At 36.5% G+C, this 18,018-nt stretch carries 12 protein-coding genes; all 12 read left to right on the forward strand.

Annotated elements, in window-relative coordinates; translation table 11 throughout:
* Nucleotides 1-8: 8 nt before the first annotated feature.
* The 12 genes from AB9K26_RS08395 to AB9K26_RS08450 all read left to right on the forward strand — a co-directional run bounded on the left by AB9K26_RS08395 (nucleotide 9) and on the right by AB9K26_RS08450 (nucleotide 18,017).
* Entirely contained in the window at nucleotides 9-1,739 is a 1,731-nt protein-coding gene (locus AB9K26_RS08395) for a phospho-sugar mutase (RefSeq protein WP_369972108.1), read from the forward strand.
* Nucleotides 1,740-3,569: an ABC transporter ATP-binding protein gene (locus AB9K26_RS08400; protein ID WP_369972109.1), complete on the forward strand. Its 1,830-nt coding sequence runs from the start codon at nucleotides 1,740-1,742 to the stop codon at nucleotides 3,567-3,569.
* A 286-nt stretch (nucleotides 3,570-3,855) separates the two neighbouring features.
* A complete protein-coding gene (locus tag AB9K26_RS08405; RefSeq protein WP_369972110.1) occupies nucleotides 3,856-4,398 on the forward strand; it encodes an RNA polymerase sigma factor in 543 nt (180 codons plus the stop codon).
* A 57-nt stretch (nucleotides 4,399-4,455) separates the two neighbouring features.
* Nucleotides 4,456-4,956 carry a hypothetical protein gene (locus AB9K26_RS08410; RefSeq protein WP_369972111.1) on the forward strand — a complete coding sequence of 167 codons (501 nt, stop codon included), beginning with the start codon at nucleotides 4,456-4,458 and terminating at the stop codon, nucleotides 4,954-4,956.
* A gap of 11 nt (nucleotides 4,957-4,967) precedes the next feature.
* Entirely contained in the window at nucleotides 4,968-5,414 is a 447-nt protein-coding gene (locus AB9K26_RS08415; protein ID WP_369972112.1) for a sensor of ECF-type sigma factor, read from the forward strand.
* 98 nt (nucleotides 5,415-5,512) lie between these two features.
* Nucleotides 5,513-6,727, forward strand: a complete 1,215-nt coding sequence (locus AB9K26_RS08420; protein WP_369972113.1) for an RsmB/NOP family class I SAM-dependent RNA methyltransferase — start codon at nucleotides 5,513-5,515, stop codon at nucleotides 6,725-6,727.
* 13 nt (nucleotides 6,728-6,740) lie between these two features.
* Nucleotides 6,741-8,639 (forward strand): endonuclease, encoded by a 1,899-nt coding sequence (locus AB9K26_RS08425; protein WP_369972114.1) that lies wholly within the window; start codon nucleotides 6,741-6,743, stop codon nucleotides 8,637-8,639.
* Between the two features lie 320 nt (nucleotides 8,640-8,959).
* Nucleotides 8,960-12,622 carry a phosphoribosylformylglycinamidine synthase gene (gene purL / locus AB9K26_RS08430; protein WP_369972115.1) on the forward strand — a complete coding sequence of 1,221 codons (3,663 nt, stop codon included), beginning with the start codon at nucleotides 8,960-8,962 and terminating at the stop codon, nucleotides 12,620-12,622.
* 100 nt (nucleotides 12,623-12,722) lie between these two features.
* Nucleotides 12,723-14,495: a long-chain fatty acid--CoA ligase gene (locus AB9K26_RS08435; RefSeq protein ID WP_369972116.1), complete on the forward strand. Its 1,773-nt coding sequence runs from the start codon at nucleotides 12,723-12,725 to the stop codon at nucleotides 14,493-14,495.
* A gap of 100 nt (nucleotides 14,496-14,595) precedes the next feature.
* Nucleotides 14,596-14,994 (forward strand): hypothetical protein, encoded by a 399-nt coding sequence (locus AB9K26_RS08440; protein ID WP_369972117.1) that lies wholly within the window; start codon nucleotides 14,596-14,598, stop codon nucleotides 14,992-14,994.
* A gap of 160 nt (nucleotides 14,995-15,154) precedes the next feature.
* Nucleotides 15,155-15,607, forward strand: coding sequence for a MarR family winged helix-turn-helix transcriptional regulator (locus AB9K26_RS08445; RefSeq protein WP_369972118.1), 453 nt, complete (start codon nucleotides 15,155-15,157; stop codon nucleotides 15,605-15,607).
* Nucleotide 15,608: 1 nt separating this feature from the next.
* Nucleotides 15,609-18,017, forward strand: a complete 2,409-nt coding sequence (locus AB9K26_RS08450; protein WP_369972119.1) for a 3-hydroxyacyl-CoA dehydrogenase/enoyl-CoA hydratase family protein — start codon at nucleotides 15,609-15,611, stop codon at nucleotides 18,015-18,017.
* Nucleotide 18,018 lies beyond the last annotated feature (1 nt).

An 18,018-nucleotide genomic window follows, 5' to 3' on the forward strand; every position in this document is an offset into this window, starting at 1 on the left:
TTAAGAGCATGAAACAATTAGAACCACAACTTTTAGAACGCGTAAAAACTTGGTTATCTCCTACCTTTGACGAACATACAAAGGAAGAAATCAATCAGCTTCTCAATTCCAACCCAAAAGAACTCGAAGAAAGTTTCTATAAAAACTTAGAGTTTGGTACTGGAGGCATGCGTGGTATTATGGGAATTGGAACCAATCGCATTAATAAGTATACCCTAGGAAAAAATACCCAAGGCCTTAGCAATTATCTTCATACACAATTTCCTGGAGATACCGTAAAAGTGGCCATTGCTTACGATTGTAGACACAATAGTAAAAGCTTAGCTAAAGTTGTTGCTGATGTGTTTTCTGCCAATAACATCAAAGTTTATCTGTTTGAAGATTTAAGGCCAACTCCTGAATTATCTTTTGCCCTTAAACACCTCAACTGTCATTGTGGAATTGTTCTAACAGCATCACATAATCCACCTGAATACAATGGTTACAAGGTATACTGGCAAGATGGTGGTCAATTGGTGCCTCCTCAAGATGCTGAAATCATTTCAGAAATCAATAAGTTGGAATATTCAGAAATTAAGTTTGCCGCAAATGATGAACTTATTGAATACATAGGCAAAGGTATTGATGATACTTTTATAACGGCGTCTATTGCCAATGGAAGTTTCAATACTTCAAAGGAAGCAAAGGAAAACCTCAATATTGTATTTACTTCATTGCATGGCACATCGATTATGGCCATTCCAGAGACCTTGAAACGTGCTGGTTACACCAATGTTCAAATTGTTGAAGAACAACGCGAGCCTAATGGCGATTTTCCAACAGTGGTTTCCCCTAACCCTGAAGAACCTGAAGCGTTGAAAATGGCTATGGAACTCGCTGAAAAAAATGATGGAGATATTGTTATTGGAACCGATCCTGATTGCGACCGACTTGGTGTCGTCGTAAGAAATCTCGATGGCGAATTAGTGATTCTTAATGGAAATCAAACCATGATTCTTATGACCGATTTCTTATTAAAACAATGGAAGACTTCAAACAAGATTGATGGCAATGAGTTTATTGGTTCTACAATCGTGTCGACACCTATGATGTCAAAATTGGCTGAAGCCTACAACGTAGAATGTAAAATCGGACTGACTGGTTTTAAATGGATTGCCAAAATGATCGAAGATTTCCCAAATATGGATTTTATTGGTGGTGGCGAAGAAAGCTTTGGCTTTATGGTTGGCGATTTTGTTCGTGATAAAGATGCTGTCACCTCTACCCTTCTAGCATGCGAAATTGCGGCTCAAGCGAAAGCCAACGGAAAATCTATGTATGAGGAGCTTATCCAATTATATATTGAACATGGATTTTACAAAGAACGATTGGTGTCATTGACAAAGAAAGGGATTGAAGGTGCTCAAGAAATCAAACAAATGATGATTGACGCAAGGGAAAATCCTTTAAAGGAAGTAAATGGCTCTAAAGTAATTAAGATTGAAGATTATCAATTATCTATTGAGAAAAATCTTATCACTGGAAACGAATCTAAAATTGACATCCCTAAATCCAATGTCTTGATATACTATACTGAAGACGGAAGTAAAATTGCCTTGAGACCTAGTGGCACTGAACCTAAAATTAAATTTTATGTGAGCGTCAATACCAAATTAGACAATGTGGCAGATTTCAAACAAACGGAACAGCAATTGGATGCTAAAATTGATGCTATTCTTAAAGATATGCAGCTCAATTAGATGAAAAAAATTATCAATCAATTACTTCCTTTTATAAAGAAGTATAAAAGACATGTTTTCTTTAATGTGTTTTTTAACCTTCTTTATGCGCTTTTTAGTGCGTTAGCATTTATTTCCTTGATACCAATGCTCAATGTTTTATTTGACAAAACTGTAGTGGTTAAACAAGCACCTAAATGGGAAGGTATTTTAAAAATCAAGGATTATGGCGAACAACTATTGAACTATAAGGTGAGTACTTATATTGAAAATGGCAATGCCCAAATGGCATTGGTTATAGTTGTAGTGGTAGTAATATCAACTTTCCTCATAAAGAATCTATTTGGGTACTTAGCAATGCAACATGTCATGTACCTGAAAAATGGTGTTTTAACAGATTTGCGGAAAACCATGTATGATAAAATCATCAATCTTCCTGTAAATTTTTATTCCAAGCGTCAAAAAGGTGATGTAATGGCACGAATATTAGGTGATATCAATGAAATGCAAAACTCATTCTTTCTAGTTTTGGAACTCATTGTAAGAGAGCCTGCAACCATTATTTTCTCTTTAATTTTGATGTTTGCCATCAGTTGGGAATTGTCACTATTTGTATTGTGTTTCATTCCAATTGCCGGATTTTTAATTTCAAGAATTGGAAAGAGTTTAAAAAAGAATTCCCTTAAGGCACAACAAGAATCCGGTAAATTAATATCTATCGTTGAGGAATCTTTGACCGGATTAAAGATTGTAAAAGGCTATACTGCTGAAAAGATTTTTCAAAATAATTTTACGGCATCTGCTGACAGAATCTTAAGACTTCGGAATAAAATCGGATTGAAAAACAATTTAGCGGGACCAGTCAGTGAAGTTTTAGGCATCATAACCATTGCCATTTTATTATGGTATGGTGGAAAGCTCGTGTTGATTGATAAGGTCATTGAAGGGACTACTTTTATAGCGTTTATGGGACTTTCATATGCTATTTTAACACCAGCAAAAGCCATTAGCAAAGCCTCCTATAAAGTAAAAAATGGGATTGCTGCAGCAGATCGTGTGTTTGAAATCTTACATGAGGAGGATACCATGGTAGATCATCCAAATGCTATTGAAATAGAAGGTTTTACAGACAAGATCAGTATCGATAATATTACTTTCAAATACGACGAGGAAGATGTCCTGAAAAACTTTTCGATTGAAGTATCAAAAGGAAAAACAATTGCTCTAGTTGGCCAATCTGGAAGTGGGAAAAGTACCATTGCCAATCTTGTAACCCGTTTTTATGATGTGAACGAAGGTCGTATTTCAATAGATGGAATTGATATTAAAAACGTGACCAAAAAATCACTGAGAGGCCTAATGGGCTTGGTGACCCAAGAATCCATATTATTTAACGACACCATTAAAAATAACATCTTATTAGGCAAACCTGATGCCACTGATGATGAAGTCATAGACGCTTTGAAGATTGCCAATGCATGGGAATTTGTCCAGGACTTACCTAATGGCATGAATACCAATGTTGGCGATGCAGGAAATAATTTTTCTGGCGGACAAAAACAGCGATTGAGTATCGCAAGAGCTGTCTTAAAAAATCCTCCAATAATGATCTTAGATGAAGCGACTTCTGCTCTAGATACCGAAAAAGAACGCTTGGTTCAAATTGCTCTCGAAAATATGATGAAAAACAGAACTTCTATTGTCATTGCACATCGACTTTCAACCATACAAAATGCCGATGAAATTATTGTAATGCATAAAGGTGAAATTGCAGAACAAGGATCACACAATGAGTTAATAGCCCAAAATGGTGTTTATAAAAAACTTGTCGACATGCAAAGCTTCGATTAAAAAGATTTACTTCTAACAACCAGAAAAGGACAGCAATAAATTGCTGTCCTTTTCATTTCTATTACCAGATTTGGGGACACTGGTAATATTAAGTAAGTAGGTTAGGCTGAGACAAACATAGAACAAAAAAACATTACAAACAAGAAAAAAATGCATTTCATCGTATTTTTTTAACACTTAATCGATATATTTTGATTCAATTATTTGATTATCAATTATTTATATAAATAAAATTATTTCGTTAAACTTTTAGTATTTTCAACGGTCTAAATAAGAAAATCGGTTTTTGGAACAAGAACAAGAGTTAATTACAAGATTAATTTCCCAAGACACCAAGGATTCAGCCTTTAGGGAGTTGTTGCAACTTTACAAAGAGCGACTCTATTGGCATATTCGTCATATTGTGAAGTCTCATGACGATGCAGACGACGTGTTACAAAATACATTTATCAAAGTCTACAAGAGTATTGACAAATTTAAAGGTGACAGCAAATTGTATTCATGGATGTATCGCATTGCCACAAATGAATCCATCACACATCTCAACAGAAATGCTAAACGCATGCAACTCTCATCGGAAGCCTATCAAGAATATTCTATTACAAACTTAAAAGCAGATGTTTATTTTGAAGGAGATGAGATACAATTAAAGCTTCAAAAAGCGATTGCCACTTTGCCAGAAAAACAACAGTTGGTATTTAACATGAAATATTTTGAAGACATCAAATACAAAGATATGGCAGAAATACTTGATACTAGTGAAGGTGCCCTAAAAGCGTCTTATCACATTGCAGTAAAAAAAATAGAAGCTTATTTAACCCATGATTAAACGTTTATTAAAAAACGAAGTCTTATATTAAGATGATTTACAACTTGAAGTATATCAATGAAAGAAAATAAATTACATAAAGATACTCACTCAGGATTTAAAACACCTGACAATTATTTTGAATCTTTTGACGAAAAGGTTTTGAATCAATTGCACAGTGATCAAATTCTCAATAATATTGATGGGCATGCTTTCAAAGTTCCTGATGGTTATTTCAAAGAGATCGATAGTAACATTTTAAGTAACATAAAATCCGAACCTTCTGTAATTACCTTAAAACCCAGACCAAAGCTCTATTACCTCACTGGTATTGCCGCTTCATTATTATTGTTATTTGCTATCTTTATCAATAACAACGATTCCGATGAGGAAATTTCAGCTGAAATGGTCGAAACCTATTTTCAAAACAGTGACTTAGACAGCTATGAATTGGCACAATTGTTATCTGAAGCTGAAATGTTAGAAGAAGATTTTATCATTACTGAAACCACTTATTCTGAAGAAAACCTAGAATCCTATCTGCTTGAAAATGCAGATCTTGAACAATTTATTGAATAAATCAATTTTACATGAAACCAATAATTACCATATTATTTTTTGTCTTAAGCCTATCAACTTTTGGGCAACCCGAAGGTAGAATGAAAGAGCGCATAAAGTCTCAAAAAATTGCTTTCATCACTGAAAAACTGAGCTTAACTTCCGAAGAAGCCGAAAAATTCTGGCCTATTTATAATGCCTTTGAGGAAACAACCGAAGAAGTACGACGCAATGATTTAAAAGACATCAAAAGAGAAATGCGCAATAACAGCAATATGTCAGACAAAGATGCTGACAAGCTTTTGGAACGTCTAACAGCTGCTGAAGACAAAATGCATAATGCTAAGAAAAACCTAATCAGAGAGCTTAAAGGTGTCATTCCTTCTAAGAAAATTATTTTGCTTAAAGCAGCCGAAGATGAATTCAACCGAAAGCTTCTCGAGCGCCTCAAAGACTTTAAGGACAGACGCGGAAGATAATTCCTCTTACAGCTAATCCCTTTTTAAAGAGCAATTAACATTTTAAACTCTTCAACAATCCATAATTAAGTGTACCTTTGCATGCTTAATTTTTTTAAATGCGATTACACAAAAATTTATGCTTTGCTGTCATCGATGGCTTAACCTTGATCTTCAATGAAGGTCAATATGCAGATAAAGTCATTCAGCAACTCCTAAAACGTGATAAACGTTGGGGAAGTCGCGATCGTGCTTTTATAGCGGAAACCACTTATGATATCGTAAGATGGAAACGCTTGTATGCAGAAATAGCAGATGTCAAAGCACCATTCGATAGAGATAACCTTTGGAGATTATTTGCTGTTTGGGCAACTCTTCGTGGAATTAAGTTGCCTAGCTGGAAATATTTCGAATCTACACCGACCCGTAAAATCAAAGGTCGCTTTGACGAATTATCACAAATCAGAAAGTTCAAGGAGTCTATTCCCGACTGGCTTGATGAATTAGGAGTTAAGGAATTAGGTGAATCAACTTGGACCAAGGAAATTGCCGCTTTAAACGAACAAGCTGATGTTATTTTACGTGTCAACACTTTAAAAACAACCAAACAAAAACTAAAAGCCCTTTTATTTGACAATGATATTGAATCAGAATCCATAAAGGGCTATCCAAATGCATTGCGATTAAAAGAACGTGCCAATGTATTTCAAACGGAAGCTTTTAAAAACGGGTTTTTTGAAGTACAGGATGCCTCTTCACAGCTTGTAGCTGAGTTTTTGGAGGTTGAACCTGGTATGCGTGTCGTTGATACTTGTGCTGGTGCTGGAGGAAAAAGTCTTCACCTGTCAGCTTTAATGGAAAACAAAGGACAGGTTATCGCACTCGATATTTACGATAACAAACTCAAAGAACTGAAGCGAAGAGCTAAACGCAATGGTGCGCACAATATTGAAACACGACCAATTGAATCAACTAAAACCATTAAGAAACTTTATGATAAAGTAGATCGTGTTTTAATTGATGCGCCGTGTTCTGGTTTAGGCGTTTTAAGACGTAATCCAGATGCCAAATGGAAATTACAACCCGAATTTATTTCTGAAATCAAACACACACAACAGGAGATTTTACAACAGTATTCGCGAATGGTAAAACCTGGAGGCAAACTGGTTTATGCTACTTGCTCTATTTTACCTTCTGAAAACAGACAGCAAATTGACAACTTCTTAACATCTGAAAACGGAAAAGCGTTTACTTTTGTAAAAGATCAAAATATATTGGCTTATCAATCTGGATTTGATGGCTTTTATATGGCTTTATTAGAAAAAAACACATAAGAATACATACAGAATGAAACAATTTTATACTTTTTTATTTGCCTTATCCACCTTAACGGTTTCTGCTCAAATTCCTACAGGATATTACGATCATGCTACTGGAACCGGATACACGCTTAAAACACAATTGAAACAAATCATCGACAATGTTGACGATCCTGAAATCAATAATACTTTTGAAGTAGAACACGATCCTGCTACCTACAATCAAATGGATGGTTTTATTTCTACCTATGAAAGAGATTTTTATTATGAAGTTAGTGGAAGCAATACAATCTTAGATATGTATTCTGAAAATCCAGCTGGAGCTGACCCTTACAACTACACACCTGGTTCTGATGAATGTGGAAATTACAACTCTGAAGGAGATTGTTATAACAAAGAGCACGTGATCCCACAATCGGTTTTTGATTCTAACGGACCAATGTACAGTGATGCACACCATTTGATTCCATCTGATGGTCGTGTCAACGGATTTAGAAGTAATTTTCCATTTGGTCGTGTTGATGACAGTGCACTCGTAAATCAGTCTGGAATTTCAAATCCGACCCAAAATGGCTCTAAGCTTGGCGATAATTTAAACAGTGGTTATTCTGCTGGGTATTCTCAAACTGTTTTTGAGCCAATTGATGAATTCAAAGGTGATATTGCACGTATCTATTTTTATTTTGTAACACGTTATGAAGATCAAATTTCCTCATGGAACGCTTATCCAATGTTTGATGGCAGTTCTGATAAGGCCATTGCTGATCCATTTTTAAATATTTTGATTACATGGCATAACAACGACCCTGTCTCGCAAAAGGAGATTGATAGAAACAATAACATTTATTTCAATCACCAGGACAATAGAAATCCATTTGTAGATCATCCTGAGTATGTCGCTATGATTTGGGATTCAACTCCAGATACAGAGGCACCTTCTACTCCTACAAACCTTATGGCTTTCAATCCAACAGATAATAGTATTGATTTGTCTTGGATAGCTTCTACCGATAATGTTGGCGTAGCATCTTACGATATTTACCTTGATGGTGTTCAAACTTATAACGCTACAGGAACAACATTTACTGCCACAGCTTTATCTCCTGATACCGAGTATTGCTTTACAATCAAGGCTAAAGATGCTTCTGGTAACGAGTCTGGTTTTAGTAATGAGGCCTGTGAAACTACAACCAATAACGGAAGTTCAGGTGGTGATATAGATATTTTCTTTTCGGAATACATTGAAGGTAGCGGAAGCAATAAAGTGTTGGAAATTGCCAATTTTACTGGAGCTACTGTAAATTTATCATCGTACACTATTAAATTAAACGCTAATGGAGCAAGTTCTTGGGGTCCAGCTTTACCGTTTCCTGGAAGTGCTTCGATTGCCAATGGCGATGTGTATGTTATTGCAAATGGTGGTTCAGGAGTTTGTACTAGTGAATACGACTACCTTAACAATGATATGACATCATTCAATGGAAACGATGCTGTTGGTTTATTTAAAAATGATATTCTTATAGATATTTTGGGTGTGTTCCAAGATGATACTGTTTATGCCCAAAATACAACTTTGGTAAGAATTCCTTCTGTTGACAGACCTACAACAATTTTTGATATTAATGAATGGAATGCCTTTCCTTCCAATAATTGTGATGATTTAGGTGAACATACGCAGACATTAAGTCTCGTTGAGAATAGCCTTGACAATTTTAAAGTGTATCCTAATCCAGTTCGTGGCCAAAGCGTTTACGTTTCAACTAATGAATCTCTAAATTTCGAAATTTATGACATCTTAGGAAAAGCAGTCAGCAAAGGACCTTTGAACAATGGAAGCATTTCAGTTGCGAACTTAAAAGCTGGAGTTTACATCTTAAAACTTTCCAACGGAAATGACATAATTACCAAAAAACTTATCAAAGAATAATTTGGTTCCAAAACCTCATATATAAGGTCATCAAATTTTGATGGCCTTTTTTATTTTAATCACTTCACAGAAAAAGAAAGTCAATTTAATTCAGAAACCAATCATAGAATTGAAATCTACCAATTGCATTACCTGTTAGTACATCCTACTTTGTTTGAATCGTCATATTTCGGCTCGGTTACATCCATACTTTCAAAATACTTTTAATCACTGTTAAAAAAACTGTTGACAACAGCTTCGGTTTCAGAAAAAAATATGGGTGTTTATGGTCTAAAAAATGTATTTTTGCTCTTTCAACACACAACTATAACAAGTACATAATGATTCATTTCTTTGGAAACCAAAACAGCAAAGTTTATGCTGTTCAAGCAACAAAAGAATTTTCTTCAGAAACTATACAAAAATTAACTTGGTTATTTGGCGACCAACCTAAAATAGAACAAGCATCATTAGATGCTTTTTTTGTTGGTCCGAGAGCCGCAATGATTACTCCTTGGAGCACCAATGCTGTGGAAATCACCCAAAACATGGGTATTGAAGGCATTGTGAGAATTGAAGAATTTGAAAATGTTGCTGCAGATTTCAAAGATTACGACCCAATGATTTCTGAGAAATTCAGTGGACTGAACCAAGAATCATTTACTATAAATATTCAACCTGAAGCTATTCTAGACATTGAAGACATTGCTGCTTACAATGAACAAGAAGGCTTGGCATTAAGTGACGAGGAAATCCAATACTTGAATGAGGTTGCTGAAAAAATTGGTCGTCCCTTAACTGACTCTGAGGTGTTCGGATTTTCACAAGTGAATTCAGAGCACTGTCGCCACAAGATATTCAATGGAACGTTTGTGATTGATGGTGAGGAAAAACCAACATCATTGTTCAAAATGATCAAGGAAACCTCGAAACAAAACCCGAATGATATTGTTTCAGCTTACAAAGATAATGTCGCTTTTATAAAAGGTCCCATTGTACAGCAATTTGCTCCAAAACGTGCTGATATTCCTGAATATTATACAACAAAAGATTTTGAATCGGTCATTTCCTTAAAAGCAGAAACTCATAATTTCCCCACAACCGTTGAGCCATTCAATGGAGCCGCAACAGGTTCAGGAGGAGAAATTAGAGACCGTTTGGCTGGCGGAAAAGGCTCTATTCCATTAGCTGGAACTGCAGTGTATATGACAGCTTATTCTAGATTGGAAAATGATCGTCCATGGGAACAAAAGTTTCCTGCACGTCAATGGTTATATCAAACACCTATCGACATCTTGATTAAAGCCTCCAATGGCGCTTCCGACTTTGGGAATAAATTTGGACAACCTCTCATCTGTGGTTCTGTCCTTACTTTTGAGCATAAGGAAAACGGACGACAATTAGGCTACGATAAAGTGATCATGCAAGCTGGAGGTATTGGTTATGGAAAAGCTGATCAAGCCTTAAAAGACCAACCAAAACCAGGAGACAAAGTGGTGATTCTTGGTGGTGAAAATTACCGTATCGGAATGGGAGGTGCAGCTGTATCTTCTGCTGACACAGGAGAATTTTCATCTGGAATTGAATTAAATGCCGTTCAACGTTCCAATCCAGAAATGCAAAAACGTGCTGCCAATGCGGTTCGAGGTATGGTGGAAAGCGAAGAAAACCATATCGTTTCCATTCACGATCATGGTGCTGGTGGTCATTTGAATTGTTTAAGTGAGTTAGTTGAAGATACAGGAGGCCATATCGATCTTGACAAACTTCCTGTTGGAGATCCAACACTTTCCGATAAAGAAATTATTGGGAATGAATCACAAGAACGTATGGGACTTGTGATTGCTGATAAGCATTTGGATGTACTGCACAAAATTGCAGACAGAGAACGTTCTCCTATTTATGATGTTGGAGAAGTTACAGGAAACCAAAGATTTACCTTTGAGTCCAAAACCAATGGACATAAGCCAATGGACTTGGAATTGTCTGACATGTTTGGTAGCTCTCCAAAAACAATTATGAATGACACTACCGTCAAAAGACAGTATCAAGAACCTACATACAAACCTGATCTTATCTACGATTACTTAGATCAAGTCTTACAATTGGAAGCTGTTGCTTGTAAAGATTGGCTGACCAATAAAGTCGACCGTTGTGTTGGTGGAAAAGTAGCCAAGCAACAATGTGTTGGCGCACTGCAATTGCCCCTTAACAATGTTGCCGTTATGGCATTGGATTATCAAGGAAAAGAAGGTATTGCAACATCGATTGGCCACTCACCTATCTCTGGTTTGATCGACCCAAAAGCAGGAAGTAAAAATAGTATTACCGAAGCACTGACAAACATCGTTTGGGCACCATTGAAAGAAGGATTGAAATCTGTATCCTTATCCGCCAACTGGATGTGGCCTTGTAAGAATGAAGGAGAAGATGCTAGATTATACGAAGCCGTTCAAGCAGTCTCCGAATTTGCTATCGATTTGGGCATCAATGTCCCAACAGGAAAGGACTCCTTATCCATGAAGCAAAAGTATCCTGATGGAGAAGTCATTGCGCCTGGAACCGTTATTATTTCGGCAGCAGCAAATTGCAACGATATCAATAAAGTTGTTGAGCCTGTTTTTCAAAAGCAATCAGGTGACATTTATTATATCAACATATCCAAAGACGAATTTAAATTAGGCGGAAGTTCATTTGCACAAATTTTGAATACCGTCGGAAATGAGACTCCAAACGTTCAAAGTGCTAGTTATGTAAAGGCTATATTCAATACCTTACAACAATTGATCACATCTGATAAAATTGTTGCTGGACATGATGTCGCTTCAGGTGGGTTGATAACGACACTCCTTGAAATGTGTTTTTCAGATACCAATTTAGGAGCTGAACTGGATATCACTTCACTTGAGGAAAAAGACTCCATAAAAGTACTGTTTGCAGAAAATTCTGGAATCGTGTTCCAATCGGTTGATGATTCTGTTGAAACTATTTTAAATGACGCTAAAATTGATTTCGCAAAAATTGGTAAGGTTACAAACAGTGACGTACTAAGCATCATCAATCATGATGAAGTTTACACCATGACCATTTCCAGATTAAGAGATATGTGGTTTAAAACATCTTTTCTTTTGGATCAAAAACAAACAGCTAATAATTTAGCTGAAGACCGTTACAGAAATTATGCAAAACAACCTCTAAAATATCATTTCCCTAAAAATTTCAACGGTAAGCAACCAACTATTGATGCATCAAAGCCAAGACCTAAAGCAGCTATCCTCCGGGAAAAAGGAAGCAATTCAGAACGCGAAATGGCGAATGCCATGTACCTAGCTGGTTTTGATGTTAAGGATGTACATATGACAGATTTGATTTCAGGACGAGAAAACCTAGAAGATATTCAGTTTTTAGGCGCTGTTGGAGGTTTTAGTAATTCTGATGTATTAGGCTCTGCTAAAGGTTGGGCTGGCGCGATTAAGTACAATGAAAATGCTAACAAGACCATTAAGAACTTCTTTGAAAGAGAAGACACCTTATCAGTTGGAATTTGTAATGGTTGCCAGTTATGGATGGAATTGGACCTCATCAACCCTGACCATGAGGTTCATGGAAAAATGGTTTATAATGATTCCCATAAACATGAAAGTAGCTTCACTTCGGTAACGATTGAAGAAAACAATTCCGTCATGTTGTCCTCTTTGGCAGGATGTACACTAGGTGTTTGGATTTCTCATGGAGAAGGTAAATTCAGTTTACCTTATTCAGAAGATCAATACGACATTGTAGCGAAGTATGGTTATGATGCCTATCCAGCCAATCCTAATGGTTCCGATTTCAACACAGCAATGATGTGCGATGCTTCTGGAAGACATTTAGTGACTATGCCTCATATTGAACGCTCAACATTCCAATGGAATTGGGCTCACTACCCAAAAGATAGGACCGATGAAGTATCACCTTGGCTTGAAGCCTTCGTCAATGCAAGGTTATGGATTGAAAAACATTAAAATCCTGTCAATAAAGAAGGAGTTATTTTTAGTAAGCCAAATTATTAGGGTTAAATTTGTTATTTTCGTAATATTCCTAATATTATTTTGCTAATAAAACATGACTAAAGTAACCCGTCTTTTCGATTTCCCTTATTACCAATTAGAAAATAAACCCAATGCAAGTGCTTTAGTCACAAAATATGATGGGAAATGGACTCCAATGTCAACACAAGAGTATTTGGACAAAGCCAATGCCGTAAGTAGAGCCCTATTGAGATTAGGGGTTCAAAAGAATGATAAAATCGCAGTCATTTCATCAACAAACAGAACCGAATGGAATATTATGGATATTGGTGTTCTTCAAGTTGGTGCGCAAAACATTCCTATCTATCCAACCATTAGTTCAGAAGACTATGAATATGTTCTCAATCACAGTGAGTCAATTTATTGCTTTGTTTCAGATGAAGAAGTCTTGGAAAAAGTAAATAAAATTAAAGCAAATACTAAAGTTAAGGATGTTTATAGTTTTAACCATATTGAAGGCTGTAAACATTATTCTGAACTCTTTGAGCTTGGCAAAGACGATAGCAACCAAAATGAGGTTCAACAGCGAAAAGATGAGGTTAAACCCGAAGACTTAGCCACCATTATCTATACGTCTGGAACTACAGGAAAACCTAAAGGTGTGATGTTATCACATTGGAATATCACAAGTAATGTGCTGGACAGTTCGCCTAGAGTTCCTCTACCTCCAAATGGAGAAACTCGCGTATTGAGTTTTTTACCCATTTGCCATATTTTTGAACGCGTCTTAATATACGTATATCAGTATGCAGGCAGCTCTATCTATTTTGCTGAAGCTTTAGATAAAATTGGAGACAATGCTAAGGAAATAAATCCTAACTTAATGAGTGTGGTTCCTAGATTACTTGAAAAAGTATTCGATAAAATAATGTTGAAAGGCGAAGAATTAAAAGGCATCAAAAAAGCACTATTCTTTTGGGCTGTAGCTCTTGGAGAACAATGGGAACCTTATGGTAAAAATGGTGCTTGGTACGAATTCAAACTTAAAATTGCCAATAAACTTATTTTTAGTAAATGGCGAGAAGCTTTAGGTGGCGAACTCGGTACTATGGTTTCTGGTAGTGCTGCACTTCAACCAAGATTGGCAAGAGTATTTGGAGCAGCTCAAATGAAAGTTATGGAAGGTTACGGCCTAACCGAAACATCTCCAGTGGTATCTGTAGGCATGTATGATGGAAATAATTACAAAATTGGGACTGTTGGAAAGCCTATTGACAATGTAGAAGTAAAAATTGCTGAGGATGGCGAAATATTGATCAAAGGTCCTAACGTTATGATGGGCTATTATAAAGATTCAGAAAAAACGTCAAGTGTGATGACTGGTGCTTATTTCCATACTGGTGACAAAGGTGAAATTGATGAAGATGGTTTTTTGAAAATAACAGGAAGAAAAAAGGAGATGTTCAAGACTTCCGGTGGAAAGTACATTATCCCAACATTACTGGAAAATGATTTGAAGCAATCCTTGTTTATTGAACAAATCATGGTCATTGGTGAGGGTGAAAAAATGCCTGCAGCCATCATTCAGCCTAACTTTGAATTTATTCGTGATTGGATAGAACATAAGGGTCATAACATAGGTAAATCTGAAAAAGAAATCGCTATGTCTGAAACAGTCATTGCACGTATTCAAAAAGAAATCGATAAATACAACAAGCGTTTTGGCAAATGGGAACAGATCAAACGTTTTGAACTCACTCCAAATGCATGGACTATTGATGATGGCCACCTGACACCTACTATGAAAATGAAACGGGATGTCATCAAAAAAATCCATCAGGATTTATACGATAAAATCTACAGGTGAAATTAATGCTTCGGTAATTTTTTAACATTTATGTTAATAATTTTGAATTATTAGTGTTAAAAATGTACATTTATTACACTAACTAATTAAATTCATTGGCATGAAAACAAAAACTTTTCTGGTCGCTGGTATTGTTGGCGGCATAGTGAACTGGCTTTTGGGATGGCTCTTTTATGGCATTCTGCTAGCTGACTTTTTTCCTCAACCTGAGGAATCAACAAGTATGATCGTATTTATTCTATTAGGCTGTATTACTTACGGTCTCTTTATGTCTTACATCTTTAACAGATGGGCTCAGATTTCAACGGCAGCAACAGGTGCTAAAGCAGGTGCTATTATCGGCTTATTCATGGGCATCTTTTACAATTTCTTCAATTTGGCCATGCAACCAGAAACAACCTATGAAATGGTTGGTGTAGACATCATCATTACACTCGTAATGTCTGCCATAACTGGTGCAGTGATTGGTGCAATTAGCGGTAAAATGAATACAGATTAAATTACATATTACCAACCAAAATTAAGTTAAGGACTTCAACATCTGTTTGAGGTCCTTTCTCGTACTCATCAGAATTATATTTACTATGCATGCATAATTTTTGCAAAATACTATGCATGCATAGTATTTTTTAGTATATTTGGACATCTAATTTTTAATCATGAAAGACAAAACCATTGACTATGTATTGAGGACTACCTGGTTAGCCGTTAATAAAATGTACAATGAAGAAGCAGCTCAATTCGGTACAACCATGGCCACTGGCTTTGCTTTACTAAGTATCGATCCTGAAAATGGAACACCTTCAACGTCTTTAGGACCAAAAATGGGAATGGAGGCAACAAGCCTTTCTAGAACCTTAAAGAGCATGGAAGAAAAAGGATTGATAGAACGCAAACCCAATCCTGAAGATGGTCGTGGCGTACTTATTCACCTTACTGATTTTGGAAGGGAAAAAAGAAGTTATTCACGTGAAAAAGTGTTAATGTTCAATGAAGTCATACGAAAAAATGTTTCAATAGAAGAACTCAATAATTTTTATAAAGTGACCGAAATCATTAATAATATGATTTCAAACAAACAGATATACAATCAAAAAGAACCTATCAAATAACATGAGTAAACGAAGAATTAAGAAAATTGCCATTATCGGTTCAGGCATTATGGGAAGCGGTATTGCTTGTCATTTTGCAAATATTGGTGTCGATGTCCTATTATTGGATATTGTACCACGTGAACTCAACGACAAAGAAAAAGCCAAAGGATTAACTCTTGAAGACAAAGTGGTTAGAAACCGCTTGGTTAACGAAGCACTCGAAGCATCCATAAAATCAAAACCTGCACCTTTATATCATTCGTCTTTTAAAGACCGAATTACTACAGGTAATCTTGAGGATGATATCGCAAAGGTTAAAGACGTGGATTGGATTATGGAAGTCGTCGTTGAACGTCTAGACATTAAGAAACAAGTCTTTGAAAAACTAGAACAATATCGCACTCCCGGAACTTTAATTACGTCTAATACGTCAGGTATTCCTATTAAGTTCATGAGTGAAGGCAGAAGCGAAGATTTCCAAAAACATTTCTGCGGAACACACTTCTTCAATCCTGCACGCTATTTAAAGTTATTTGAAATTATTCCTGGTCCTAAAACAGACCCTTCAGTTTTAGAATTCTTAAATGGCTATGGCGAACAGTTCCTTGGAAAAACCTCTGTGATTGCCAAAGACACGCCTGCGTTTATAGGAAATAGAATCGGAATTTTTGGTATTCAATCCTTGTTCCATCAGGTTAAGGAATTAGGCTTAACCATAGAGGAAGTTGACAAATTAACAGGACCAGTGATTGGTCGACCAAAATCGGCAACCTTCAGAACTGTTGATGTGGTTGGGCTTGACACTTTGGTGCACGTAGCCAATGGTATTTATGACAACTGTCCGAACGATGAAGCTCATGAACTGTTCAAATTACCTGATTTCATCAAAACCATGATGGACAACAAATGGCTTGGTAGTAAAACAGGGCAAGGCTTCTATAAAAAAGTAAGAACAGATGATGGTAAAAGTGACATTTTATCTTTAGATCTTGATACCTTAGAATATCGCTCAAAAAAGAGAGCCTCTTTCCCTACCCTAGAACTTACCAAACCTATTGACAAGGTTATCGAACGTTTTCCTGTTCTGGTTAAGGGAAAAGATAAAGCTGGAGAATTTTATCGCAAGAACTTTGCGGCAATGTTCGCTTATGTATCCAATAGAATTCCTGAAATTTCAGATGAATTATACAAGATTGATGATGCCATGAAAGCTGGCTTCGGATGGGAACATGGTCCATTCCAAATTTGGGATGCCATTGGTGTTGAAAAAGGCATCGAAATCATGAAAGCTGAAGGACTTGAACCAAACGCTTGGGTCAATGAGATGCTAGCTTCGGGAAGCAAATCGTTCTACACTGTAAAGGATGGTGCAACTTATGCTTATGACATTCAGAAGAAATCCCAAGAAAAAATACCTGGTCAGGATAGCTATATTATCCTTGACAACATCAGAAAATCGAATGAGATTTTCAAAAATTCAGGTGTTGTGGTTGAAGATTTAGGCGATGGCATCTTAAATGTAGAATTCCAATCGAAGATGAATACAATTGGTGGTGATGTTCTTGCCGGACTTAACAAGGCGATTGATATTGCTGAGAAAGATTTCGACGGATTGGTGGTTGGTAATCAAGCTGCTAACTTTTCGGTTGGTGCTAACATTGGTATGATTTTTATGATGGCTGTTGAGCAAGAATATGACGAACTCAATATGGCGATTAAGTATTTCCAAGACACCATGATGCGTATGCGATATTCGTCTATTCCAACCGTTGCAGCACCTCATGGTATGACTCTTGGTGGTGGTTGTGAGTTGTCTATGCATGCTGATAAAGTGGTGGCAGCTGCTGAAACTTACATTGGATTGGTAGAGTTCGGTGTTGGTGTGATTCCTGGTGGTGGAGGCTCTAAAGAAATGGCTCTAAGAGCTCAAGACACCTTCAGAAAAGGTGATGTTGAATTGAATGTACTTCAAGAATATTTCCTAACTATCGGAATGGCCAAAGTGGCAACCTCGGCTTATGAAGCTTTCGATTTAGGTGTACTTCAAAAAGGAAAGGATGTTGTAGTTGTCAATAAAGACCGACAAATAGCAACTGCTAAAGCGTATGCGCGACTTATGGCTGATGCTGGATACACACAACCTGTCAAACGAAAAGACATTAAGGTTCTCGGTAAACAAGCCCTGGGTATGTTCCTAGTTGGAACAGATGCTATGGAAGCGAGCCACTATATCAGTGAACACGATCAAAAAATAGCCAATAAACTTGCCTATGTGATGGCTGGTGGTGATTTATCTGAACCTACTCTAGTTAGCGAACAATATTTATTGGATCTAGAGCGTGAAGCATTCTTATCGTTATGTACAGAAAGAAAAACGCTAGAGCGCATCCAACACATGTTAAAAACAGGTAAACCTTTAAGAAACTAAT

This window comes from Psychroserpens sp. XS_ASV72 (assembly GCF_041224425.1).
Classification (GTDB): Bacteria; Bacteroidota; Bacteroidia; order Flavobacteriales; family Flavobacteriaceae; genus Psychroserpens.